Origin of the sequence: Bacillus cereus group sp. MYBK30-2 (assembly GCF_051915945.1) — a bacterium.
GTDB lineage: Bacteria > Bacillota > Bacilli > Bacillales > Bacillaceae_G > Bacillus_A > Bacillus_A paramycoides.
The window spans coordinates 1411507-1435863 of sequence record NZ_JBQAFR010000001.1 but is presented as its reverse complement, the minus strand read 5'-3'; the positions used below and the strand labels follow the sequence as shown (position 1 = coordinate 1435863).

Sequence of the window (24357 nt, the reverse complement as noted above, 5' to 3'; positions counted from 1 at the left end):
AAACGATGAAGAGGTATGAAGAACTGGATTCTATAAGGGGAATTTCTTCATTTTTAGTAATGATTGGACATCATCTAATGATTTTCTCAGCATATCAAAATTACAGTTATGAAGATAATAAACCATTTGTTGTATATCTATTAAAAGAAACGCCTGCTCGTCTTATTTTTAGTAGTGGTAACGAATCTGTTATTATCTTTTTTGTTTTGAGTGGATTTGTTTTGTATGAATCCATTCGAAAAAACTATAGTAGCTATGGATCATACCTTTTAAAACGTATATGCAGAATATATATTCCATATATTGTAGCAATAATTATAGCTATTATATGCCAGACTACAATAAGTGAATATGGTATTTCTTATTTAAGTGAATGGTTTAATCGCTCATGGACGATTGAAAGCTCTTTAAGCTTAATAGCACAACATGTTTTATTGATCGGGAAATATAATACAGATGCATATAACAGTGTGATTTGGTCACTTGTACATGAAATGCGAATATCAATAATTTTTCCGTTAGTTTTAATGATATGTTTACGAAAAACAATTTGGTATTCATTATTATGCTTGTTTAGTTTTAGTATATGTTCTGTCGTAATATTATTTTTATTTCACTCTGGTTTAACATTGACAAGCTATGCATTAACGTTGTATTACACAGTACTGTTTTTATTTGGAGCGCAAGTTGCGAAGTATAAAAAACATTTAATAATGTTTTTTAGTAATTGTACCAAAAACAAGAAAATTTTATGGTTTTTATTAGCGGTTTTTCTTTATATGTATGAAGGGATTATTGGAGAAATTAATGTGCTCAATAATTTCGTATTTCGAGACTACGCAGTAGCGATAAGTGCATGTCTATTTGTCATATTAAGCTTGTCAGTATCAACTTTGTCATCTTTGCTGCATAATAAATACTTGTTATATTTGGGGAAGATTTCTTACAGTCTTTATTTATACCATACTATATCTTTATTTTCCCTTATATACATGCTCCATGAAACAGTACCATTACCTATTGTTTTAATTATGTCGCTTATTATGTCGTTTATACTTGCAACGATTTCGTATGTATTTGTAGAAAAATTTGCATTTATGGTCGGAAAGTATGTAACAAAGCGAGCGGATAGAGATAAGAAAAAGTTATCTGTAGAAAATGACTTGCAGGACGTTATTCAGACAAAGGCGGTGAAATAATTGGGGCAAGAAATGAGTATAAAAGATTTTCAACAGTTATTGAAAAGAAGATTCGTAACGATCATTTTGACGATGTGTTGTTTAACCGTTTCTCTAGTTCTTATTTCTATGTATGTGCTAAAGCCTTCGTATCAATATTCAGCGCAAATCCTTGTTGGGAATTTAGATGAGTTTAATAAGGAAAATACAGCGAATAAAACACAAGAAAATAAGCAACTCGTAACATCGTTTGTTGATATTTTAAAAAGTCCACTAATTATTTCGACAGTAAAAAACACTTTAAAATTAGAACAATCAAGTTATGAATTAGCACAAAAAATTTCGGTGGTGAATACGGACAACTCGCAAATTGTTACTGTAACAGTAAAAGATTCAGATCCTCAAGTCGTTAAAGAGATTGTAAAGACATTGGCAGAACAATCTCAAAAAAGCTTTCAACAGTATACGAATGTACAGGGCGTAAAAATATTAATTAGTCCAGAGTTACAGGAAAAAGCGGAGAAATTGTTTCCGAAATTACAACTTATTATTCCTATCTCTTTAATTGTTAGTTTTTTTGTTGGCATTGGTTTAGCTGTACTTCGGGATTATTTTGATGAGCGTATATATGTGGAACAAGATTTAGAGAAAATAACAACAGTCTCTGTTATTGGTCACATAAATATGGAGCCAAAAAGAAAGAGAAAATCTACAGAAGTTGAAACGCAATCATCTATATATGGAGGTGAACATGTCGATGTTTAAGAGAAAGAAACAGCTGAAGTTCGATCCGCATGATGTTGTAATGAAAGAGCAATTTTATACTGTATATCATGAGTTGAAAAAATCGGGAAAACAAGTATTCACAGTTAGTTCGACTAAGGATAGAGGCGCTGTTGCTTTACTAATAGTAAATATGGGATTAGTTTTTGCGGAAATGAAGAAAAAAGTGTTACTTGTCGATGTGAATTTTTCTGATCCTAAGCTGCATCTATTGTTACAAAGTAATCATATGACAACAGTAAACGATATAATAAGCTCTTCTACCTTAAATTATGAATCTTTTTCTAGTGATCTTTCTGAATACTTATATTGTATTCCTGCAAAAAAGACTGTACATATTGGAACGCCCTTAGTTGCTATGGATGAATTTGATAATGTAATAGACAAGTGGAAAGAAGAGTTTGATTACATTTTCTTTTATTCATCTGAAGTATTTGAGCTTCCTGTTACGCATTTTATTGCGGAGAAATGTGATGGAGTAATTTTGGCAGTCAAAAAACGAAAAGATTCATTGAGTGCAGTACAAAAAGTAATCGCGGACATAAAGCGGAAAGAATGTGAATTGCTAGGTATAGTTTTATATTCTTGAATTTGGGGGTAACGATCCATGATTCGTGAAACAAATCAAGCTAAGTTGTATACTATTCCGGCTCAAGAAAAGAATAGCATTTTGAATCGAAGTGTAAAACGCTTGTTTGATGTAATATTTTCACTCATATTGTTACTATTAATGATACCAATTATGTTGTTCTTTTGTATTTTGATTGCTTTAGAAACATCGGGGTCTCCAGTCTACTTTCAAGAACGATTGGGGATTAATGGAAAGGGATTTAAATTATTTAAATTAAGGTCGATGGTTAGTGATGCTGAAAAGAACGGACCACAATGGGCAAATGAAAACGATCCGAGAATTACAAAGGTTGGATTGTTTATAAGAAAAACGAGAATTGATGAATTACCACAACTTATAAATATTTTAAAAGGTGATATGTCTTTTGTTGGCCCTAGACCAGAGAGAGAGTATTTTTATAAAAAATTTGAAGCTAATATTCCAGAATTCAAGAACCGTTTATTAGTGAAACCAGGGCTAACAGGATGGGCACAAATAAATGGAGGATATAATCTTGATCCGAGAGAAAAGTTGAAGTTGGATATGGAATATGTGGAATTGAAAACGATTAGGATGGATATTCGTATTTTATGTAAGACAGTTTTTATTGTATTGAATGGGAATGGTGCAAGATAAAAAAACATAGTAAATATAATTGTATACAAATATAGGTAGGTTACATGCAAAGGAGAACTGGTATGGGTAGATCCATTCTAAATAATATTGTACATCTATTTTATAGTACGATTTTAGCTAATCTTCTTCAAGCCATTAGCTTAATTGCTTTAGCCAACTTTTTTAATGCACAAAATTATGGGATGTTTAGTGTTGCGATAGCATTTACGTTTGTAATGTTGTTTTTTACAGATTTAGGGGTTAGTAATACATTTCTTCGAGAAGGAGCAAAGGATGGAGTAGATTTAGGGAAGATTGTATCTTCATACATAAAAATAAGGATGCTTCTTCTTATTTTTATTTCTGTAATTGGTTATATAACTATTCATTATGTGTACGATGATAAGGATTTAATTTATATGATGTTAAACGTAATGTTTCTGATGTTAATAGGCCTCACATGGCAAAATATAGGGATTGCCTATTTTCAGCTTATGGAACGTATGAAATATATAGCACTAATTAAAGTTGTATCAGCATCAGTTGTTATTATAATTACATGCTTTTGCATTTTCGGAGAATTACCAGTGTATATAACAGCTCGCTTATATGGTTTTGGTTATATGATTGGTGGTTTATTTAGCATATACGTTATGAGAAAAAAGACGAACATTAATATGAAAGTAGCAATTCATAAAGGATTGTTTTGGCAATTAGGTCCTTTTATTGTTAGTGGTTTTTTAATAATGAGTACGCCACAATTAGCACCCATCTTACTCAATTATACATTACCGTTAAGTATGGTAGGTGTATTCGCGGTTGCTTATCGGATGCCAGCGGCTTTATATCAAGTGCCAGGGGTAATTGCAGGGGCATTTTTCCCGGTGCTCTTTAAACATTATAACCAGAATAATATAGAGGAGCATACGAAATTAAATATGCTTCAAATAAAATCAATGGCGGTCGTGGGAATATGTATGACGATAGGTTTATATAATTTAGCACCCTATTTTATTTCTATATTTTTTCATGAGGAATGGAGTAATGCAGTAGAGCCACTTCAAATATTATCTTTTCTTATTGTGTTACAAAGTATAAATATTGCTATTGCAGATGGTTTGACAACGAGTGGAGGTCAAAAGAAAAGAACTGCTGTACAGTGTGTTGCTTTAGTGATTGGAGGAATTATGCTATATAGCTTCAGTAGCATTGGTGGAGTTAGAGGAGCGGCTTATGCTATGGTTTTATTTGAGATAGTGGCTTTGATTGGATATATAGCGGTAAGTGTAGTGAGGAAAAAAATTGTATTCCAAATTGTAATACCGTATACAATTTATTTTGGTGTAACTTTTATTGGGGTGCAATATGTATTACAGACATATAATTTGATTGCACTTGTTCTTAATACGTTTATCGTAGTAGTTGGTATATTCCTATATGATTATGAGTTAAAAAAACTTATTCTTTCATTTATAAGAAAAACACGAGAAAAGGATTATATTACGAAGCAGGGGATATAGCCTATGGAAAATAATATGCAAATTTCGATGAAATGGATTTTTCTTCTAATCTTGTTTGTTATGTTAAGTAAATACAACATATATATCGGATTTTCTTTGAAGATATACATGATTTTTCTAGTCATTTATTTTTGTTTAACAATTAAAGATTTTTATATTCGAAAGCTATATTTTCATGAAGTTGTATTTTTGCTGTTTTATTTCATCTATTGTTTAAGTGGCATTCTTTCTATATATTTAAGCGCTAGTATTCGTATGATTTTTGGCGTATTACTTGTTTTAGGGTGTTATTTTATTATGAGGAATTTATTGGGTAACACCGAAATAGTAGTACTCGAGTCAGCCATTGTCTATGTAGGATTAATATTTAATATTGTGAGTCTCATACTCTATATAGTCGGATTACAACATTTTGGATTACATGGCGGAGAAGAGAGAGAGGTTTATGCTGGATTATTAGTAGATAGAGGGTATCCAAGATTAATCGGATTATTAGATGATCCCAATATTTTTATTTTTTATAATACAATATTTTTTATGTATTATATGACTAATTTAAATAATATAACCAATCTAATAGGATTGATTCTATGTGTTACAACGAGTTTATTAACCTTTTCAAGAGGTGGTATTTTAGCGATTGTACTCGTCATTTTTGTATATGTATGCATGTCCAGTTTTGCTAAAAAAGTAAAACTAATAATGGGTTTAGTATTGTTTAGTGTTGTTGTTTTTAGTTTATCGAATGTATTAATGGGTGGAGAACTAGATGATATATTGAATGATCGAATTTCTGATTTTTCGCACGATAATGGGAGTGGCAGATTCACACTATGGGAAGCTGCTTTCAAATATTTTTTATCTAATCCATATATCGGTATCGGTGCGTTTAATTTTTCGAATTATTATGAGTATCAGTTCAATGAAAAACTATATGTGCACAATACATTTTTAGAAATTTTATCTGAATCGGGTACAATTGGTTTCCTTTTATACAGTGCTTTTTTATGTATTCTAATGGTGAAGTTGACTAAGTATAACTTGTTCCGTGAAAAGCCATATCTTTTATTGACTATGATTGCATTTTTATTTCAGATGATGTCATTGTCACTTATTATTAACGAAGCTTTCTTTCTATTTTTAGCAGTTGTTATGAAATACATTTCAATATATGAAGGAAGGGGAACGATAGATGGTAAAGTGTCTATCAGTACATAACGAGACGCCTCGAGTTTCTATAATAACACCTTCTTATAATAGTCTACGTTTTATAGGTGAGACAATCACATCTGTGCAGAGTCAATCTTATGAAAATTGGGAAATGCTTATCGTTGATGATGCTTCCACGGACCACTCAGCTGTAAAGATTAAAGAGATGATAGAAGGGGATTCACGAATTCGATTATTATCATTAAATGAAAATATGGGTGCTGCTAAAGCTCGAAATATGGCGATTAAAGAAGCGAGAGGAAGATATATTGCCTTTTTAGATAGTGACGATATTTGGCTACCGAATAAATTGCAGACGCAGTTGTTATTTATGGAAGAAACAAATGTTGCGTTTTCGTATACCTCTTATAGTTTAATAGATGAAAATAGTAATGATCTGAATAGAGAGGTGAACGTACCGAAATCTGTTGATTATCATTATTTAATGGGAAATACAATTATTGGGTGTCTAACGGTGATGATTGATCGTGAGAAAGTTCCTTATATTGAAATGCCTAGCGTTCAGCCTGAAGATACAGCGTTATGGCTAGAATTGTTATATAAAGGATATGAAGCGAACGGGATACAGCAAATGTTAGCAAAATATCGAATTGTTACAAATTCCGTTTCAAGAAATAAAATGAGAGCGGCTTTCCGTTATTGGAAGTTATTAAGAGCGCAAAAACCTCTTAATTTAGTGCAAACTTTCTTTTATTTTAGTAAGTATGCTTATCATGCTTATAGAAAAAATAAAATTAATGTAATGGAGAAGACAAGATTATGAATATATTGTTGATGACAGATAAGTTGATAACTGGGGGAGCCGAGAGTTACTTTTGTAAATTAGAAAATAATTTACAATGCGAGAGTTTTACAATTTATACAGCTGCAGGCGATGGGGAATTATATCAATCTCTTGCTAGAAAAGAAAATTTTATTTTACTTAGTCGATCGAATCATTTAAGAAATATATATTACTTACGAAAAGAAATTTATAAACGAAGGATAGATATCATTCATGCGAATAGTTTGCGAATGGTATTGTATGCTTTCATACTTCAAAAGTTTATTAAAAGAAAGATAAAAGTCGTGTATACGAAACATAATGTAACCATATTAGAAAAGAAAATACCAAGGGTCTTTCGTTACTTCATGAATGAATATGTGAATACTATTATTACAGTAAGTGAGTTTGAAAAGAATAATTTAATTTCAATTCGTGTAGCTGAAGAAAAGATAAAAACAATTTATAACGGTGTGGATATTGAAAAATTTTTATTCCAACAGAAAAAGAAAGAATCTGTTTATAAGATAGGTATATTAGCAAGATTATCAAAGGAAAAAAACCATCAACTATTTGTTAAAATTGCAAATGTGTTGAGAACGAGAAAAGATTTTTTGTTTTACATTGCTGGTGATGGACCAGAGAAAGAATCTATTATGGAAGAAATAGAAAAATATGGTTTGCAACAAAGTGTAAAGATGCTAGGGAATATTTCAGAGCCACATGAGTTTATCGGAAATATGGATGCGTTACTTTTATTATCTTTTCGTGAAGTGTTTCCAATGGTAGTAATTGAAGCGATGGCTACCGGAACACCAATTGTTTCGATAGATGTCGGAGGAATAAATGAAGCGGTAATAGATGGAGAATCGGGTGTGTTGATACCTGAATATTGCGATTATTTATTTGCAGATGCACTTAAGGAATTACAGGGAAATGAAGAAAAGGTGAATGATATTAGAGTGAACGCACGAGAAAAAGCAGAAGTATATTTCTCGTTAACTAAAATGGTAGAAGAAACAAAAGGTATATATGAATTAAACAAATGACCGTAGAGGTTGTTTGTTTTTTTTATTACAGAAACTCTTAAGAAGAAAACAGCATATGATATGAAAAGAGCAATATGAGGAGTGAATTTGTTTTGTCAGAATATATTTCATCACAAGAAAATTGTGCACCAGGAAGTAGTGTTCATATTGATTGTTTTGGAGCCGTTCCGAACTTAGGGAATGATAGTTCATTAGCAATTCAACAAGCTATTGATTATTGTGTATCGAATCGGATTTCGACGGTGAGAATTACAGGAGTAAATACGTATAAAGTTTTAAAGCCGATCGTTATTAAATCAAATGTAAGGTTAGAGTTGGATCCTACTGTAACAGTGCAAATTGATGGGGATTTTACTGCGTTTGAACTACAAAATAATGCTTCTATAACTGGAGGTACCATTCAAGTTGTAAATCCGGTATTTCAATCCCCTGTTATTTATGTTTCTGGATCACAACAAATAGAAATACCTAATCAATCTGTTATATCAAATATAAATATAATAAATGCAACGCCGTCATATAAAGGAATAGCTATACATTTTTATTGTCAAAAAGCGTGGGATTATATTAGTTTCTTTCAAGTTAATTTTATTCAAATTAAAAACTTTCAAACCGCAATATATTTGAAAACAGAATATGTAGATGACATTAATACCCCTTGCTGGATAAATGCAAATGTATTTCAATCAATTTTTATTGATGGTTGTCAGTATGGAATAGAAGTCGATGGAAATAGTGATTTACCAAATGAAAGTTCAGGAAATACATTTCAGGATATTCAAGTACAATGTAGGCAACAAACGAAAAAAGTAATTCGTTGCTCGGGTGCGTATAATACATTTGGTTGTATGATTTGGGATACGTACCGGATGAGTAGTGAACCAATAGTAATTGAATTTTCTTCTAATTCCCATCGTAATTATCTTTTTTCAAACTTACTTTCAACAACTATTGTAGATATGGGACAATATAATGTTTGTACGTCTACCTATGAGGAATCACTTCGAATCCAGTTACCATTGACATTAAATAAACCACATTTAATAGGGAATCAAGATGATATTTTAGTAAATGCCCAGCAGAAGTATAATGTTAAGCAAGTAAGTGGGAAATTACCGTACGGAGGAAGTATCGCTAATTGTTTTAATTTAATAGATGAACAAAGTGTAAATTATATTGATGTTCCGGATAGTAATCCAGTTGTTATTGAACTGGACTTTACAAAAAATCCGATAAAAATGTTGACTTGTTTTGGGATGTATTTTGGATGGGGAGAGAGTCCTAAGAAAATTAAAATTGAATATGTATTAAGTGCAAATGGAAGTTGGGTTATTGCATCGGATGTCCCGTTAAATGTTGGGGATACAATTATATCGAATATGAGGGCGAGTCAGCTGTATAAAGTAAGAATTACATTAAGCGGTTATGCTCAAGACCATAAGCGTTTTCGAATTAATCGTATTTTTGCAAGGTCTTCTATGGAAAATGGGAATGCTTGGTTGGCGACAACTGGTGGAAGAATGTTTGGAGATATTGAACTAGAAGCGAGTAAAGGTGTGATTATGCAGACTTCTGGTGGAGTGAAATGGAAAGTTACTATAAATGAAGCTGGTCAGCTTATTACGAGTAAAATCACTTGAGATATTCTATTGTTTGCAAAACTTTATACAAGTATTAGGTGATGTGATGAATTCGATTTAAAAGAGGGAGTGTAGTCCATGGAATGAAAAAAAGCTTGTAGTTTGATATTATCAAACTACAAGCTTTTTATTTTTTTGGATTACTACTACCAAATATAGGTCCAAAAGTAATTTTGTATATGTCGAGGAGTGATGTGTATAAAGCGTTTCTCATTAATGAAGACAGTACCGTTAACAAATTGTAAACTTGCTGGAATCATATCTAAAATGGAAGTACTTATTGTAGGAATAGGGGAATGATTGAATTGGAAATTAGAGTGGAGCGTCTTAGGAGAGAAAAAATAGAGGATATTGTAGCATTATCTTCTTATATTGGCTGGGATTATAATAGAGAAGAGATTGAAACAATTTTGAATACAGGTATAGTATATGGTGTGGTAAATGAGAAAGAAGAGCTTATTGCTAGCGCGGCAATTATATTATACGGAGAGACGTTAGCGTCTATCGGAATGGTAATTGTACATCCAGATTATAAAGGAAGAGGGATTGGAAAGGCGATAACGGATTTATGCGCTAAAATCGTATCAACTCAAACTCCAATAGTGCTTATTGCTACGGATGAGGGGAAGCCTTTATATGAAAAACTAGGATTCAGGACTGTGAGCTATGTTTCTAAATACATATGTAACTCGTACAATAAGAATTATAAATGTGTAGGAAATGAAGAGTATATTGTGAATTATGAAGAATGTGATTTAGAAGAAATAATACAAATAGATGAAGATGCATTTGGAACAAATAGAGAAGAGTTTTTAAAGTGTCGAATTATACAAAGTGAACAATGTATTATTATAAAGGATATACAACAAAATGTATTAGGATATGGTATGAGTATACATACGCCAGAAAATAAAATAATAGGACCAGTCGTTGCTAAAAATGATGCGATGGCAATGAGAATTGTTCATTATTTAGCAAGAGAGCATAATGGTAAATTAAGAATTGATGTACCAGAAGGAAAGGGAAATTTCATGAAAGAATTAGAGATTACTGGTTTTCAAAAGGTTAATAAACCACCAATTATGATGAAAAATAGTGATCAATTATTAAAAAGGAATAATGAGCTATATAGTATTGCAGCGCAAATTTTTGGATAAAAAAGAATCCTTTTCACGAAAGGATTCTTTTTTATAGTTAATTTAATCACGATATTGGTCATGAGTAGGTTGAAAGAGGTCTTCCTCAATATCTCTAACAACGGAAAAATGATCAACGTTATAATGACCGTGTAAAGTTTTATTATGGTGCTCGATAATTTGCTGTGCAGACAATACGTTAGAATCAGTTGTTGAATGACCATTTTTAATTAATGTAACATCAAATCCTTGTACAGTTGCTGTCCTAACAGCAGTGTCGATGCAATGTTCTGTTTTACATCCACCTATAACGAGATGATTTATCTTCTCTTCTTTTAAAAGTTCATATAAAGAAGTACCGTAGAATGCATTTGTTGCTTGTTTATTAATAAGTATTGCAGATTGAGGCATTTTAATTTGATTATGTACTTCAAATCCTTCTCCTGTACCAGAAGCAACATCAGTATCTCTTACGAACACAATAAGGGCATTTGAATCTATTGCTTGCTGTACAGCGGTATTTAGTGTAGCTAATAGCTCGGTTTTACGGAAAACTTCATTTTCTTGTTCGTTCCCATCAATTAATTCTTGTTGAGCATCAATAATTAATAGTGCTTGTTTCATTATGTCTCTCCTTTAATATAAAATAATTATCACTTTACATATTCCGTAATATTGTAGAAGAATCCTCTTTTGCTATAGGAGTAGGCGAGCTGTTTACAAAGTTGTCAAAGAAATTTCATTCTCATAGAGTGTAAAAACATGTATGATAGGAGGTGGAGAATTTTTGAGTAGGTGGGAATATCATGCAAACAGTAGAAGATTATCTTTCATTCTTACATACGAAAGGATTTAAGTTATCAGAGGAAGCGCAAGGGTTTATTATGTTTGGACAAGGATATACTGGCGCATCTGATGGAATTGTGAATGCGGCAATAGAAGCGACGATCAAACATCAACTACAGTTTGATGGTAGTTATTTTGTTGCGTTATTAGAACGATTGAAAGAAGAAGAAATTACAGATAAAAAAAGCGCTAAGGCTTTTATGCGGAAGTTACAAGCGTAACTTCACGCAGCCCGCGCTTCTTTTTTTGCCTTTGAAGGTAGTTCAACAAAAACCATACCTAGGAAAATACATAGACACCCGATAATGGCAGAAATAGAAAGTTGTTCGTTTGCAACTAGAACGCCTGTTAATGCTGCAAAAACAGGCTCCATTGCGAAAATAATTGCTACTCTCGTTGGAGAAGTGTGTTTTTGTGCAGATGTTTGAATGAAAAAAGCAATTGATGTCGCAAACAGGGAAGTGAGAAATAGAGCAAATAAAAAGGAATGATTCGTCCATAGTGATACTGAAAATAATTTTTCCCAATCTTCAAACAAAAAAGCGCAAATAGAAGAAAACATACCGACAGCTAATACTTGAGAGGTGCTTAGTAATAAAGGTGATATTTTCTTAGAAAAGAAACCGTTAACAAGAATATGGGCAGCGAAAGCGACAGCACAACCGAGAACGAGTATATCTCCAATGTTTAATTGAAAAGAATCACCAGACGTTAATAAGTATAAACCTGCTGTTGCCACAGTAATACCAAGTACGATGAAAATTGTAGCCCGCTGTTTTAAAAAGATAAAAGACAGGATTGGAACCATAACGATACTAAGTCCTGTTAAGAAACCAGCTTTTGAAGAGGTTGTATAGAGTAAACCGAATGTTTGTAATAAATATCCAACACATAAAAAGAATCCAACAATCAATCCAGCGAGACTACTCTGTTTTATATCTTGTTTTGAAGTTTTTTGTGAGAAAATAATTTGAATGAATAATAAAATAATTCCAGCGAATAAAAAGCGAATTCCATTAAAAGTAAATGGCCCAACAAAAGACATAGCATTTTGAACGACAACAAATGTAGCTCCCCAAATGAAAGAGACAAATAATAAAGCGAGAGGAGCAATCCACTCTTTTTTCACAATCATCCCCCCGTTAATTTTGTAAAATAGCTTTTCTAGCTAACTCATCAGCGACTTTATTTTGACTACTTGGAATCCACTTTATAAAAAAGAGATCGAAATTTTTTATGTATTGCAGTGCTTCTTCTAGAAGTGGTGCAAACATTTTATTTTTTGCGTATTCTTTTTCAACAGCTCGCTCAACAAGTTGGGAATCTGTGCGAAAAGATACAATGCTATAATTATGCTCTGCACAATATTTTAATGCTGCAAGTAAAGCGTGGTATTCAGCTTCATGGTTGGACATTGTCCCAAGTGGTAATGATAATTGTACAGGTGGCTGTATGCCTTTAATAAAAACTCCCGCTCCAGAAGGTCCAGGATTTCCTTTTGATGCACCATCGATATATACTTCAATCAAAATGAGAAACCTCCATTTATAAGGTTATCCCCTACGTGAAAACTTTTTAGAAGTAGGGGATAGAGTACTTATCCAATTGTAATGCTATAACGGCATGTAAATGTTTCATTCGCTTGTAACGATTGAATTCCTTTTTTTTCTTTAAAATCTTTTGCTTGCTTTATTTCATCAGCAATTCCGTACCAAGGTTCAATACATAAGAAAGGTGTGTTATCTCCTGGTGTCCAAACGCCGACAAATGGGAAACCATCAAATGCTACTTTTACAAATTTATTATGTTTATGAGAACGAATTGAAATTTCATTCGTATTCATATTTTCAAAAATAAGTGCGTCATTTTTGAATAAATCATATGTAAGTGGCAATTCTTTTGTATTTTCAGCGATTAGTTGCTTTTCATTTGAAAGAAAAGGGCCTTCTAATATACTAGTTTCTAAACGTTCAGATCCATTAAATGATAGATGATAATCTGCAAATGATTCGCCGTCTAATAAAGGACAGTTGAATCCAGGGTGTGCTCCGATTGAAAAGAACATCTCTTTTGAAGCGGGGTTGTTTACTTCATATGTAACATGTATATTTTGTTCGTCTACTTCATAAGAAACGAGTAATTCAAATTCATATGGATAGTTTTTTAATGTCTCTTCATTACTAGTAACGATATAAGTAATTTTTGTTTCACTTTGTTCTTGTACAGAGAACATTAGATCACGAGCAAAACCGTGTTGTGTTAATGAATAAGGTTTACCGTCTACGTAGTATGTATTTTCTACTAATCGACCGACGATTGGGAACAAAATTGGTGCACGACGTCCCCAATAAGTAGAATCACCTTGCCATAAATATTCTGTGTTGTCTTCTTTTAAGCGAACGCTTTGTAATTCTGCACCTTTGTCAGAAATGGAAACGATCACTTTTTCATTTTGAATTGTTACTGTCATGAAATGGAACCTCCTAAATCTTTCATACGTTATATTATACGTCTTCTATAAGAAAAAGGGTAGATAATGATAGGAATCTATTGACGAAAGAGTGCATATTGCGTAAAATGTAATCTTGTTGCCTAAAAACGAATAACGTGGTTCGAAACCATCCCACGTAAAAAAACTAAGGAGATTTTGTCATGAATATAAGAACATTAGTCGGTAATGGTATTTTAGCGGCATTATATATTGCTGTTTCTATGCTTATTCAGCCATTTGGCTTTACGAATGTACAGTTTCGTATTTCAGAGATGTTTAACCATCTCGTTGTATTCAATAAGAAAGCAATTTACGGGATTGTATTAGGTGTATTTTTAACGAATCTCTTTTTCTCACCAATGATCGCTTACGATTTAGTATTTGGAGTAGGACAATCAATTCTTGCATTACTTGCAACTATTATTTCTATGCGCTTTATTAAAGGTGTTTGGGCTCGTATGATTTTTAATACAGTAATCTTTACAGTCACAATGTTTATGATAGCAATCGAACTTCATCTTGCATTTGATCTGCCATTTTTATTAACATGGCTAACGTGTGCAGTTGGTGAATTTGTTGTAATGGCGATTGGTATGCCTGTAATGTACTGGATTAATAAGCGAGTACAATTTGAAAGATTTATGTAATAGGTGAAAGAGCCGTTCCTTATATAGGATGGCTCTTTTTGTATGTGATTATATTGAATATAATACAGTGACTCTTGATAAAATATAATAAAATAAATATAAGAAGTCTTATATAAGGGGAATCTAGTATGAAATATAAAATGCATTGGTTGTATAAAACGAAGCGCGGTTTACAAACTGAATTAACAACAGACTATATGAACATAGAAGAAGTGCTTCAATTTGCGGAGGATTTTGAGAAAACAGGAAGGGTAAAAGAGCTTTTATTTTACGATGAAATGGACGCGGAATGGTCATTAAAAGAAATGAAAAAATTGAGTAAGCAAGTGGAGGAAGAGATTCAAGAAATTCAAGTTTATTTTGATGGTGGCTATGATGTGCAGACGAAAGAAGCTGGGGTTGGCATATGTGTATACTATAAAAAAGGAAATACAAATTATCGAATTCGTCGCAATGCATACATAGAAGGCATATATGATAATAACGAAGCGGAGTATGCAGCATTATTATACGGGATAAATATACTTGAGGAACTAGGAATTAAATATGAAGCAGTTACACTTCGTGGAGATTCCCAAGTTGTACTGCAGCAATTAGCTGGTGAATGGCCTTGCTATGATGAACATTTAAATCATTACTTAGATCAAATTGAACAAAAAGCGAAGCAAATGAAATTAAAGTTTGTTTGTGAACCGATATCTAGAAAACAAAATAAAGAGGCACATCAATTAGCAGCGCAAGCATTAGAAGGGACGACAATTGATAGTCATAAAGAAATAACCGAATAGAGAGGTGCACACGTGAATAAAAAGCAACTCATTACAGAGGTAAATGACTTATTAGAAACGTATTGCGAAGGGTGTTTCTTGCAGGAACATAATCGAAAAAATCATAGTAAATACTATGCCCATTCTTTTTGTATACGGCAATGTACGGTTGGAGAGAAATTGAAAAAGTATGGGGAGCAATTGTCATGAAAAAACATCCAGAGAATTTTCTCTGGATGTTTTTTAGTGCTTCGCTTCGTGTAATTGATGCTCGCATTTACTTAATTTTTTTTCTTCATTCATTAGGAATGGCTCATCTAAATCCGTCGCAACGGATTTCATAATTTCCAGCTGAGAACGAGCCGCTTCTACTGCAGTAGTGGCATGTTCTAATGTGTCTGGATCCATTGAAATTGTTGCAGAACCGACCATTTTTTGTGCTGTTTCTACACGGAATTTTACTTCTTCAAAATCATTTACATGTGAACCCATTGTTATTGCCTCCTTTGTATTTTGCGCATTTCACATAGTTTTTGCTCTGTAAAACGGAAATATACAAAGGAATAACAAAGGAGGTTACCAAGTAAGGTAACCTCCTGTCATATGTTGGATTAAAGTTTTACTACGTTAGCAGCTTGAGGTCCACGGTTTCCTTCAGTAATGTCGAAAGATACTTCTTGACCTTCCTCTAAAGCTTTGTAGCCGTCGCCTTGAATAGCAGAGAAATGTACGAATACATCATCAGAGCCTTCCATTTCGATAAATCCAAAACCTTTTTCATTGTTAAACCATTTTACTTTTCCTTGCATGTTACAATTCCTCCTAAAAAACGATTACTTTTTTTCATTTAGTGAAATTCATTTGAAAAGATAATATAAATTAAAAATGCTATATTCTCGAATATTCTGCTAAATGATTAATTTAAATATACACGAATTGGTAGAATTTAGTCAAGTAAGCGGTTTTAAATTTTTGTATTTTTAAATAATTTTTCGTTCAAATTTATAAAAAGGTATAGGACAAGCTGATTATGTAATATTCTTAAATGAATGCTGTACATAATGAGGTGAAAGAATGGTTGAGTCTTATTTATTAGATAATGAAGGAATGAAAAATAGAGACGATATACCGAATTGGGTTGCGAAAGAATTTAATAATTTTTCGAATGTCGTGCTAGAACCCACTTTTCCATGTTATTTCGGTTTGACAGCTTTAAAAAAGAATGAGCTTCGTTATTCATTTCTCTCTCATAATGATTGGAGTCATTTGCCGAATACAATGTTATCTTTCTTAGAGTTAATGAAAGAGCGACCAATTGTAAGAAGAGGATTTTTTCTTTTTGTAGAACCTGAACGTGAAGAGCAGCCACTCGAATATTATCGTAATTATTTTTGGAAAGTACTACAGTATTTACATGAAAAAGATAATCAAACATGGCCGAAGCAAATTCCGAAAGATCCAGACCATTATTTATGGGAATTTTCATTTGGGGGTGAACCGATATTTGCGTTTGGGAATGCGCCGGCTTATAAACAGCGAAAGACTAGGCACTTAGGAAATTCCCTTGTTATTGGATTCCAGCCACGCACTATTTTCGATGGATTAGAAGGAGATCGTCCTAAAGGTGCATATTCAAGACAAATGGTCCGTGAGCGAGTTGAAAAATGGGATCAGTTGCCGAAGCATCCTAACATTAGCCACTATGGTGATATAGATCATCGTGAATGGAAACAGTATTTTATTGGGGATGATATTGAGCTGATTAAAGGTAAATGTCCTTTTCATCATAAAGTGAAACTTTAATCAGCGGGGAGGGTTCATCCCCCACTGATTATTAGCCCGCAAATAGGGGGATAAGGTAGAGAAATGGGGGCCATCAACTGGATGGCTCTTTTGCATATTTTGGATAAAAAAGGGTATTTTAATAGTGGATATTTCTTATGAAGCTAGTCTATTTTTCATATGTGCATCATTACTTAGTAGTAAAGGAAGCAGAAAGGATAGAGCGATGTTTGGAGCGATTATACAGCAAATAGTATTAGGTATTTCATTAGCTGCACCGGTAGGTCCGATTAATATTGAGATGTTAAAACGAGGAATTGAACGCGGATTTTGGCATGCTTGGATTGTTGGAATTGGGGGAATGACTGCAGATATTTTGTTTATGCTTCTTATTTATTTCGGTTTATCTTCTGTGTTTATGTATACATATGTACAAGCTTTTATGTATTGTACTGGGTTTTTCTTATTGTTTTATTTAGGATTTCAAAGTGTAAAACAAGGGATTTCTCACGCGAATATGGAATATAAACAAGAAGAGGTAGGTGGACTTAAACAATCTTTTATGGCGGGATTTTTAATCGCGATATCCAATCCGTTAAATCTTGTTTTTTGGTTTGGTATATACGGAAGTACACTTAGCTCATTGCTTACGAAGGTAACGAAACAAGAAGCTTTTTTATACAGTCTTTGTATTATTGTTGGTATTATTTTATGGAATTTAAATATTGCTTTTTCTGTTCATTTTGGAAGAACTTTATTAAAGAAAAAAGCACTTGGCTATATTACAGCAGGAGCAGGTATTATTTTAGTGGGATATTCTATCCATTTTGCATACAAAGCTTTACAGTTGTTCACATAAGATTGAAGGGGAGATTTTTATGTATCGAACCACTATTGACGGAAAAGAAATTATCATCACTTTAGCACCAAAAATTCGAAAAGAAATTACTGATAGAAATCCACTATATGAAGCGGTATTTAACAATGCAGCAAGGTTGCTGCAAACGAAACAACCAACGTTTGCGGTAAATCATGAAGTATTTGGGCTTATTATTGGAGAAGTACAAAGGGGAGAAGTAACAGTATTTGCAGTGGAACACATTATTCCGAAGCAAAATATATTTGGTCCGAACACTTTTTTCTCGACAATAGAGCAGCAGGCAAATTTGTAAAGTGAATAGAATAAGAATAAAATAGAAATAGTCGTAACGATATGTTGCGGCTGTTTTTTTGGAGAAGGGGGAAGAAAGATGAAGAGAGTGGTAAAGGAGTTCTTTTTACAACATGATATTGTTATTATGTATAGTGTCCTATTAATTTTTATCATTATTTTAAAAATGCAATTTTTCACATGGATCGGTATTTTATCGTGTCTTGCTGGAGTCGTTTTTTATACGCTTAACGAATATGTAACTCACCGTTTTTTATTTCACATTAAGCCACCAAAGAATCGTTTTTTATTAAAAATGCTTCGCAGATTACATTATGATCATCACGTGTATCCAGACGATTTGAAATTATTATTTTTACCTGTTTGGTATAGTTTACCTGGTTTTGCAATTTATTTATTCGTTTTATACGGATTTACAAAGAGTGTTACAGTTACACTCTCCTTTGGAATTGGAATGATCATAATGCTTCTCGTTTATGAATGGAAACATTATATTGCACATAAGCCGATTCGTCCCTTTACTAAGTTTGGAAGATGGCTTAAAAAACAGCATATATTACATCATTACAAAAATGAAAAGTATTGGTTTGGTGTTTCTAATCCAGTGTATGATTTTTTATTCGGTACGTATAAAGATGGGAAAGATGTTGAACTTAGTGAAACGGCTCGTAATTTAGAAAAGAAGAAAGAGACAGAAGTAGTGCAATAGCACTACTTTTTTGCGTCTTAATGAGGGAAAAGATTGATTTAGGTTTCACCTTATTTTGAAAAAGTATATTAAAAATTTAGGGAGAAATGACGAAAAATGTCTATCGAAAAATCTTTGCAGGAACGTAAGGATTGTCTAAAATAAATATAAGTTTCTGAATATTTATAAAATTTAGTCTTTAGGTATGCAAGGGGGAATTGTATTTCAAGTAAGAGAGGGGATCGGAGAATGAAACGAGATGATACGTCAGCACGTAAGTTGCAAAATGAGGTGAATTATACAGAGGTTGTTCAGTCAGAAGAATTTCAATTGTTATTAAATACGAAAAAGAAGTTTATCGTTCCAATGAGTATTTTCTTTTTAAGTTTTTTTATTGCACTACCTATTTTAACATCGTATTCAAAGGTGCTCAATACACCGGCATTTGGTGATATTACTTGGGCGTGGGTATTTGCTGTTGCGCAATTTATAATGACATGGACATTATGTATGATTTATAGCAAAAAAGCAGAATCCTTTGATGAAATCTCGCAAAAAATTCTGCAAGATATGCAAGAAGGGAGGAGCTGAATTTGAATACAACTGCTTTTGCACTATTTTTAATTATCGTCCTTGGTACACTCGTTATAACTTATTTCGCATCGAAAAAAACGAAAAATGCGAGTGAATTTTATACGGCTGGAGGGGGATTAACTGGTTGGCAAAATGGTCTGGCCATTGCCGGTGATTACATGTCTGCTGCGTCATTTCTTGGCATCGCCGGAGCGATAGCATTAACAGGATTTGATGGGTTCTTTTATAGTATAGGTTTCTTAGTTGCTTACTTAGTTGTATTGTACCTAGTTGCAGAACCTCTTAGAAATTTAGGGAAGTATACGTTAGCTGATATGATTGCGGCGCGTTTTGATGCAAAGAAGGTTCGCGGGATTGCAGCATTAAATACGATGACGATTTCAATTTTTTATATGATTGCACAATTAGTTGGTGCGGGTGCACTTATTAAATTATTATTAGGAATTGAATATACGACAGCCGTATTAATCGTTGGTACACTTATGACAGTATACGTTATTTTTGGTGGTATGACGGCTACAAGTTGGGTGCAAATTGTAAAGGCTTTACTACTAATGGCTGGTACATTTATTATTTCTGTTATCGTTTTTGCAAAATTTAATTTTAGTGTGACAGAAATGTTCGCTCAAATGAAAACAGCTACTCCATTAAAAGATTCGTTTTTAAATCCGGGAGTGAAGTATAAAGATGGTCTTGATACACTTTCTTTAAATTTAGGACTGGTTCTTGGTACAGCGGGATTACCACATATTCTTGTCCGCTTTTTTACAGTACGTGATGCAAAAACTGCGCGTCAATCTGTTGTATATGCTACGTGGTTAATTGGAGCATTTTATATTATGACAATTTTCTTAGGATTTGGTGCGGCGGCGTTTGTAGGAAATGAGGCAATTATTAAAGCAAATCCAGCCGGTAATATGGCAGCACCTTTGTTAGCGAAAGCGTTAGGCGGAGATTTCTTATTCGCGTTCGTATCGGCGATTGCTTTTGCAACCATTTTAGCTGTGGTAGCAGGTCTTGTATTAACAGCAGCTTCAGCATTTGCTCATGATTTTTATAACGAGATTATTCGCAAAGGAAAATCAACGGAAAAAGAGCAAGTGTCAATGGCCCGCTATGCGTCTATTGGAGTAGCGATAGTATCTATTATACTCGCTTTGTTTGCTCAAACATTGAACGTAGCATTTCTAGTATCGCTTGCATTTGCAGTTGCAGCGAGTGCTAATTTACCAGTTATATTATTTACGATATATTGGAAGCGCTTTAATACAACGGGTGCTATTTGTGGCATGGTCGTTGGTCTTATCTCAGCAATTGTTCTTGTAGTGCTAAGTCCAAACGTTTGGAATCCGGTAGCAGGGAAAGCTATTTTTGTTGGAGAGGCGATATTCCCATATACGACACCTGGAATTATTTCTATTCCGCTTGGATTCCTTGCAGCATATTTAGGAACAATTTTCTCTAGTAAGAAAGAAGATGCAGCGAAATTTGATGAAATTCTTGTGAAATCTAATACTGGTCATGGTATTAGTGATGCATCTACACATTAAAAAAGAGGAGCTTTTCGAATTATAAGAAAAGCTCCTTTTTCTTTTGTCATTTTCTTATAAATATTACTTTATTTTTGGTAGGATTTGTCTTGGTTTTGTGGAATGAAAATAGGCAGGGAGAAATTTAACTCATCATGGGACCAGCGCAGCTTTGTGAAAAATAAGTTGTTATGGAAGGTGGAAGAAAGGATGAAAACAAAACAAACAGATGAATTATTAGCAAAAGATGAGCAATATGTTTGGCACGGAATGCGTCCCTTTAGCCCGAGTAGTACAATGGTAGGAGCAAAAGCAGAAGGGTGCTGGGTTGAAGATATACAAGGAAAAAGATATTTAGATGGTATGAGTGGTCTTTGGTGTGTAAATAGCGGATATGGACGAAAAGAGCTCGCAGAGGCAGCTTATAAGCAATTGCAAACATTGTCATACTTTCCGATGTCACAATCACATGAACCAGCAATTAAGCTCGCTGAAAAGTTAAACGAGTGGCTTGGTGGAGAGTATGTTATGTTCTTCTCTAATAGTGGATCAGAAGCGAATGAAACAGCTTTTAAAATAGCAAGGCAATATTATGCTCAAAAAGGTGAACCACATCGTTATAAATTTATGTCACGTTATCGTGGTTATCACGGAAATACAATGGCAACGATGGCGGCGACTGGACAAGCGCAGCGCAGATACCAATATGAGCCATTTGCATCAGGGTTTTTACATGTAACGCCTCCGGATTGTTACCGTATGCCAGAAATGGAATCGCAAAATATTTATGATGTAGAGTGTGTGAAAGAAGTAGATCGTGTTATGACGTGGGAATTAAGCGAAACGATAGCCGGATTTATAATGGAGCCGATTATTACGGGTGGAGGTATTTTAATGCCACCACAAGACTATATGAAAGCGATTCATGAAACGTGTCAAAAACACGGTGCACTACTTATTAGTGATGAAGTTATTTGTGGTTTCGGCCGTACAGGAAAGGCATTTGGATTTATGAATTATGACGTTAAGCCGGATATCGTTACAATGGCAAAAGGTATTACGAGCGCGTACTTACCATTATCAGCAACAGCTGTGAAAAAAGAAATTTATGAAGCATTTAAAGGAACGGGAGAATATGAATTCTTCAGACATATAAATACATTTGGTGGAAATCCAGCTGCTTGTGCATTAGCGCTTAAAAATTTAGAGATTATGGAAAATGAAAATTTAATTGAGCGCTCTGCACAAATGGGTTCACTTTTATTAGATCAATTAAAAGAAGAAATCGGAGAACATCCACTTGTTGGAAATATTAGAGGGAAAGGTCTATTAGTTGGAATCGAACTAGTAAATGATAAAGAAACGAAAGAGCCAATTGATAATGATAAAATCGCCAGTGTTGTAAATGCTTGTAAAGAAAAAGGGCTCATTATCGGACGAAACGGTATGACAACAGCAGGTTATAATAACGTCTTAACATTAGCGCCGCCGCTTATTATTTCAAGTGAAGAAATTGCCTTTGTTGTTGGAACGTTGAAGACAGCTATGGAACGTATTTAGTAACTAGGACGAGAGAAGCGAGCTGTAATATAAGGCTCGCTTTTGTTTATTATTTTGATTAGGGGGTGTATTAATAGATAAGTATGATTTTAACCAACATTATCACATTGGCTATTATGAAGATGAGCATGACTTAGAAGTGACCGCATACAAAAGAATAAATGAACCAATTTGGGATGCTTATATTCCACAATATGAGGCAGACGATTTTTATAAAAAGGTGGAGAAAATGAAGCTAGGTGAATATATAGATGACTATGGTATAAAAGTATATTCATTTAGTGATGATATCGATGATGAGGAAGCACGAACTATTTTTGAAAAATGGTTAAAAACGAATGCGATTGTTTAAAGATGAAATGAAAAAGGAGATTCCTATTTTATAAGATAGGAATCTCCTTTTATTATATTAAACTTATTTACTTGCTTTAATTGCTTTATCTTTTGCACCAAAAGTGTATTTTAACATTGGTGGTGTAATCATTGTAGTTAAAATAACGACAATAACGATAGCTGTAAAGTAGTCTTGTGCTAATAGACCAGAAGAAAGTCCTGTTCCTGCGATGATAAGAGCAACTTCACCACGAGAAACCATTCCAGCACCGATAATTGCAGAAGACTTTGCATCAAATCCAGTCATTCGTGCACCGAATCCACAACCGATTAGTTTCGTTAATACAGCGATTACTGTTAATGCTAAGATGAACCAAATTTGATCACCAATACCGTCAAATGTAATATTCATACCGATACTAACGAAGAAGACTGGTACGAACATAGCGTAAGCGATTGGTTCTACTTTCTTTTCTACTTCATGTTTGTAGTTCGTTTGAGAAATAGCGATACCAGCTGCGAAAGCACCGATAATACCAGCAATTCCTAATAGTTCGCCGAAATATGCGAATGAGAAACAGATGATAAGTGCTGCACTTACGATAGACTCAGATACGCGAAGTGGTGATAACCAACGCATAATCGCTGGAACACCTTTCCATCCGATTAAAATAATAGAAGCGAAGAATACTACTTTCTTCAAGATAATCATTGTTAAATTAACATCATCTGTACCTAAGAAGCTCATTGCAAATGCTAATAAAATAACAACAAGAATGTCATCAAATACAGCTGCTCCAAGCATTGTTGTACTTTCACGTGTTTTCATCTTACCTAAATCGCGAAGTGTTTGAACGGAAATACTAACACTTGTCGCACATAGAAGTAATCCTAAAAATACAGCGTTCCCTTGTTCCATTCCCATAACAAGACCGGCAACATAACCACCTACGAATGGAAGAATGATACCTCCAACCGCAACTGCTAAAGAAGAATTACGGTTTTCATTTAATTCTTTTAAGTCTGTTTCAAGTCCAGCCATAAACATTAAAAGAATAACCCCGACGTTACTTAATTGTGTTAGAAGTTCTGAATTCTCAATCCAACCTAATACAGCTGGACCGATAACGATACCGACAATTAATTTACCAAGTACAGAAGGTTGACCTAATCTTACGCTAAGATCGCCAGCAAGTTTTGTACTTAATAAAATAAGTGCGATTTGAAAGAAAAATTCGAATTCCATCTGATCCTCTCCTTATCACTTTGTATTTTTATTAAACGATTTCTCGGAATTTGCTTAATGATGATATGTAAAATTACATTAAACAAAGGGTCTTTTCACAGGTTCTTTTGAACTCGTAATCTGAACCTGTAATTAATATATAATATATTTTATAAAAAATCAACGGAAAAATAGCAGGT

General features: G+C 33.5%; 29 protein-coding genes and 1 riboswitch. Of the genes, 22 read left to right on the top strand and 7 right to left on the bottom strand.

Features of this window, described 5'->3' with window-relative positions:
• The first annotated feature begins 5 nt into the window (after nucleotides 1-5).
• From ACTFQM_RS07515 to ACTFQM_RS07470, 10 genes are all read left to right on the top strand, one after another.
• Nucleotides 6-1199: an acyltransferase family protein gene (locus ACTFQM_RS07515; protein WP_440033958.1), complete on the top strand. Its 1194-nt coding sequence runs from the start codon at nucleotides 6-8 to the stop codon at nucleotides 1197-1199.
• Nucleotides 1200-1943, top strand: a complete 744-nt coding sequence (locus tag ACTFQM_RS07510; RefSeq protein WP_440033957.1) for a YveK family protein — start codon at nucleotides 1200-1202, stop codon at nucleotides 1941-1943.
• Complete coding sequence (locus tag ACTFQM_RS07505) at nucleotides 1930-2550, top strand: CpsD/CapB family tyrosine-protein kinase (protein ID WP_440033956.1); 621 nt, start codon at nucleotides 1930-1932, stop codon at nucleotides 2548-2550. Before ACTFQM_RS07510 ends, ACTFQM_RS07505 begins: the two co-directional genes overlap by 14 nt.
• 18 nt (nucleotides 2551-2568) lie before the next feature.
• Nucleotides 2569-3207, top strand: a complete 639-nt coding sequence (locus ACTFQM_RS07500) for a sugar transferase (RefSeq protein WP_400527315.1) — start codon at nucleotides 2569-2571, stop codon at nucleotides 3205-3207.
• A 62-nt stretch (nucleotides 3208-3269) separates the two neighbouring features.
• On the top strand, nucleotides 3270-4706 hold the full coding sequence (locus tag ACTFQM_RS07495) for an oligosaccharide flippase family protein (RefSeq protein WP_440033954.1): 1437 nt from the start codon (nucleotides 3270-3272) through the stop codon (nucleotides 4704-4706).
• Between the two features lie 3 nt (nucleotides 4707-4709).
• The gene (locus ACTFQM_RS07490; RefSeq protein WP_440033952.1) at nucleotides 4710-5924 is read left to right on the top strand and encodes an O-antigen ligase family protein; all 1215 of its coding nucleotides are present in this window, start codon (nucleotides 4710-4712) and stop codon (nucleotides 5922-5924) included.
• Entirely contained in the window at nucleotides 5899-6699 is an 801-nt protein-coding gene (locus ACTFQM_RS07485; RefSeq protein WP_440033951.1) for a glycosyltransferase family 2 protein, read from the top strand. Before ACTFQM_RS07490 ends, ACTFQM_RS07485 begins: the two co-directional genes overlap by 26 nt.
• Nucleotides 6696-7748, top strand: coding sequence for a glycosyltransferase family 4 protein (locus tag ACTFQM_RS07480; RefSeq protein ID WP_440033949.1), 1053 nt, complete (start codon nucleotides 6696-6698; stop codon nucleotides 7746-7748). Before ACTFQM_RS07485 ends, ACTFQM_RS07480 begins: the two co-directional genes overlap by 4 nt.
• A gap of 92 nt (nucleotides 7749-7840) precedes the next feature.
• On the top strand, nucleotides 7841-9388 hold the full coding sequence (locus tag ACTFQM_RS07475; protein ID WP_440033948.1) for a hypothetical protein: 1548 nt from the start codon (nucleotides 7841-7843) through the stop codon (nucleotides 9386-9388).
• Nucleotides 9389-9684: 296 nt separating this feature from the next.
• Complete coding sequence (locus ACTFQM_RS07470) at nucleotides 9685-10545, top strand: GNAT family N-acetyltransferase (RefSeq protein WP_440033947.1); 861 nt, start codon at nucleotides 9685-9687, stop codon at nucleotides 10543-10545.
• A gap of 42 nt (nucleotides 10546-10587) precedes the next feature.
• Here ACTFQM_RS07470 and ACTFQM_RS07465 read toward each other — a convergent pair whose 3' ends face one another.
• The gene (locus tag ACTFQM_RS07465; protein ID WP_440033946.1) at nucleotides 10588-11148 is read right to left on the bottom strand and encodes an isochorismatase family protein; all 561 of its coding nucleotides are present in this window, start codon (nucleotides 11146-11148) and stop codon (nucleotides 10588-10590) included.
• A gap of 182 nt (nucleotides 11149-11330) precedes the next feature.
• Here ACTFQM_RS07465 and ACTFQM_RS07460 point away from each other — a divergent pair, with 182 nt between their 5' ends.
• The gene (locus ACTFQM_RS07460) at nucleotides 11331-11591 is read left to right on the top strand and encodes a DUF6123 family protein (RefSeq protein ID WP_001195212.1); all 261 of its coding nucleotides are present in this window, start codon (nucleotides 11331-11333) and stop codon (nucleotides 11589-11591) included.
• A 2-nt stretch (nucleotides 11592-11593) separates the two neighbouring features.
• Here ACTFQM_RS07460 and ACTFQM_RS07455 read toward each other — a convergent pair whose 3' ends face one another.
• The 3 genes from ACTFQM_RS07455 to ACTFQM_RS07445 form a co-directional block, all read right to left on the bottom strand.
• A complete protein-coding gene (locus ACTFQM_RS07455) occupies nucleotides 11594-12499 on the bottom strand; it encodes a DMT family transporter (protein WP_440033945.1) in 906 nt (301 codons plus the stop codon).
• A 13-nt stretch (nucleotides 12500-12512) separates the two neighbouring features.
• On the bottom strand, nucleotides 12513-12899 hold the full coding sequence (locus tag ACTFQM_RS07450; RefSeq protein ID WP_048373284.1) for a reverse transcriptase-like protein: 387 nt from the start codon (nucleotides 12897-12899) through the stop codon (nucleotides 12513-12515).
• A gap of 68 nt (nucleotides 12900-12967) precedes the next feature.
• Nucleotides 12968-13840 (bottom strand): aldose 1-epimerase family protein, encoded by an 873-nt coding sequence (locus ACTFQM_RS07445; protein ID WP_440033944.1) that lies wholly within the window; start codon nucleotides 13838-13840, stop codon nucleotides 12968-12970.
• Between the two features lie 131 nt (nucleotides 13841-13971).
• A riboswitch (PreQ1 riboswitch) is annotated at nucleotides 13972-14016 on the top strand.
• Nucleotides 14017-14022: 6 nt separating this feature from the next.
• On the opposite strand from ACTFQM_RS07445, the gene ACTFQM_RS07440 reads away from it, so the two are divergent.
• From ACTFQM_RS07440 to ACTFQM_RS07430, 3 genes are all read left to right on the top strand, one after another.
• The gene (locus ACTFQM_RS07440) at nucleotides 14023-14508 is read left to right on the top strand and encodes a QueT transporter family protein (RefSeq protein WP_002171225.1); all 486 of its coding nucleotides are present in this window, start codon (nucleotides 14023-14025) and stop codon (nucleotides 14506-14508) included.
• Between the two features lie 128 nt (nucleotides 14509-14636).
• Nucleotides 14637-15296 carry a ribonuclease H family protein gene (locus tag ACTFQM_RS07435; protein WP_002171226.1) on the top strand — a complete coding sequence of 220 codons (660 nt, stop codon included), beginning with the start codon at nucleotides 14637-14639 and terminating at the stop codon, nucleotides 15294-15296.
• A gap of 12 nt (nucleotides 15297-15308) precedes the next feature.
• Complete coding sequence (locus ACTFQM_RS07430) at nucleotides 15309-15485, top strand: zinc-finger domain-containing protein (protein WP_033718852.1); 177 nt, start codon at nucleotides 15309-15311, stop codon at nucleotides 15483-15485.
• A 33-nt stretch (nucleotides 15486-15518) separates the two neighbouring features.
• Here ACTFQM_RS07430 and ACTFQM_RS07425 read toward each other — a convergent pair whose 3' ends face one another.
• Together ACTFQM_RS07425 and cspB are read right to left on the bottom strand one after the other, a co-directional pair.
• Nucleotides 15519-15767: a DUF2564 family protein gene (locus ACTFQM_RS07425; protein WP_002117839.1), complete on the bottom strand. Its 249-nt coding sequence runs from the start codon at nucleotides 15765-15767 to the stop codon at nucleotides 15519-15521.
• Between the two features lie 119 nt (nucleotides 15768-15886).
• Nucleotides 15887-16084 (bottom strand): cold shock-like protein CspB, encoded by a 198-nt coding sequence (gene cspB / locus ACTFQM_RS07420; RefSeq protein ID WP_002171227.1) that lies wholly within the window; start codon nucleotides 16082-16084, stop codon nucleotides 15887-15889.
• 265 nt (nucleotides 16085-16349) lie between these two features.
• Between cspB and ACTFQM_RS07415 the strand changes: the two genes are divergently transcribed.
• The 8 genes from ACTFQM_RS07415 to ACTFQM_RS07380 all read left to right on the top strand — a co-directional run bounded on the left by ACTFQM_RS07415 (nucleotide 16350) and on the right by ACTFQM_RS07380 (nucleotide 22951).
• Nucleotides 16350-17078: a YqcI/YcgG family protein gene (locus ACTFQM_RS07415; RefSeq protein ID WP_440033943.1), complete on the top strand. Its 729-nt coding sequence runs from the start codon at nucleotides 16350-16352 to the stop codon at nucleotides 17076-17078.
• A 205-nt stretch (nucleotides 17079-17283) separates the two neighbouring features.
• Complete coding sequence (locus ACTFQM_RS07410; RefSeq protein ID WP_025147163.1) at nucleotides 17284-17916, top strand: LysE family transporter; 633 nt, start codon at nucleotides 17284-17286, stop codon at nucleotides 17914-17916.
• A gap of 19 nt (nucleotides 17917-17935) precedes the next feature.
• Complete coding sequence (locus ACTFQM_RS07405; protein ID WP_002171230.1) at nucleotides 17936-18229, top strand: hypothetical protein; 294 nt, start codon at nucleotides 17936-17938, stop codon at nucleotides 18227-18229.
• A gap of 78 nt (nucleotides 18230-18307) precedes the next feature.
• A complete protein-coding gene (locus tag ACTFQM_RS07400; protein WP_002171231.1) occupies nucleotides 18308-18937 on the top strand; it encodes a sterol desaturase family protein in 630 nt (209 codons plus the stop codon).
• A 228-nt stretch (nucleotides 18938-19165) separates the two neighbouring features.
• Nucleotides 19166-19507, top strand: a complete 342-nt coding sequence (locus tag ACTFQM_RS07395; RefSeq protein ID WP_440033942.1) for a DUF485 domain-containing protein — start codon at nucleotides 19166-19168, stop codon at nucleotides 19505-19507.
• 2 nt (nucleotides 19508-19509) lie between these two features.
• Nucleotides 19510-21060, top strand: coding sequence for a solute symporter family protein (locus ACTFQM_RS07390; protein WP_440033941.1), 1551 nt, complete (start codon nucleotides 19510-19512; stop codon nucleotides 21058-21060).
• Nucleotides 21061-21249: 189 nt separating this feature from the next.
• Nucleotides 21250-22599 carry an aspartate aminotransferase family protein gene (locus ACTFQM_RS07385; RefSeq protein WP_440033940.1) on the top strand — a complete coding sequence of 450 codons (1350 nt, stop codon included), beginning with the start codon at nucleotides 21250-21252 and terminating at the stop codon, nucleotides 22597-22599.
• A gap of 73 nt (nucleotides 22600-22672) precedes the next feature.
• Nucleotides 22673-22951: a DUF3986 family protein gene (locus ACTFQM_RS07380; protein ID WP_440034402.1), complete on the top strand. Its 279-nt coding sequence runs from the start codon at nucleotides 22673-22675 to the stop codon at nucleotides 22949-22951.
• Nucleotides 22952-23014: 63 nt separating this feature from the next.
• On the opposite strand, the gene ACTFQM_RS07375 is transcribed toward ACTFQM_RS07380, so the two are convergent.
• Entirely contained in the window at nucleotides 23015-24178 is a 1164-nt protein-coding gene (locus tag ACTFQM_RS07375) for a cation:proton antiporter (protein ID WP_440033939.1), read from the bottom strand.
• Nucleotides 24179-24357: the final 179 nt, after the last annotated feature.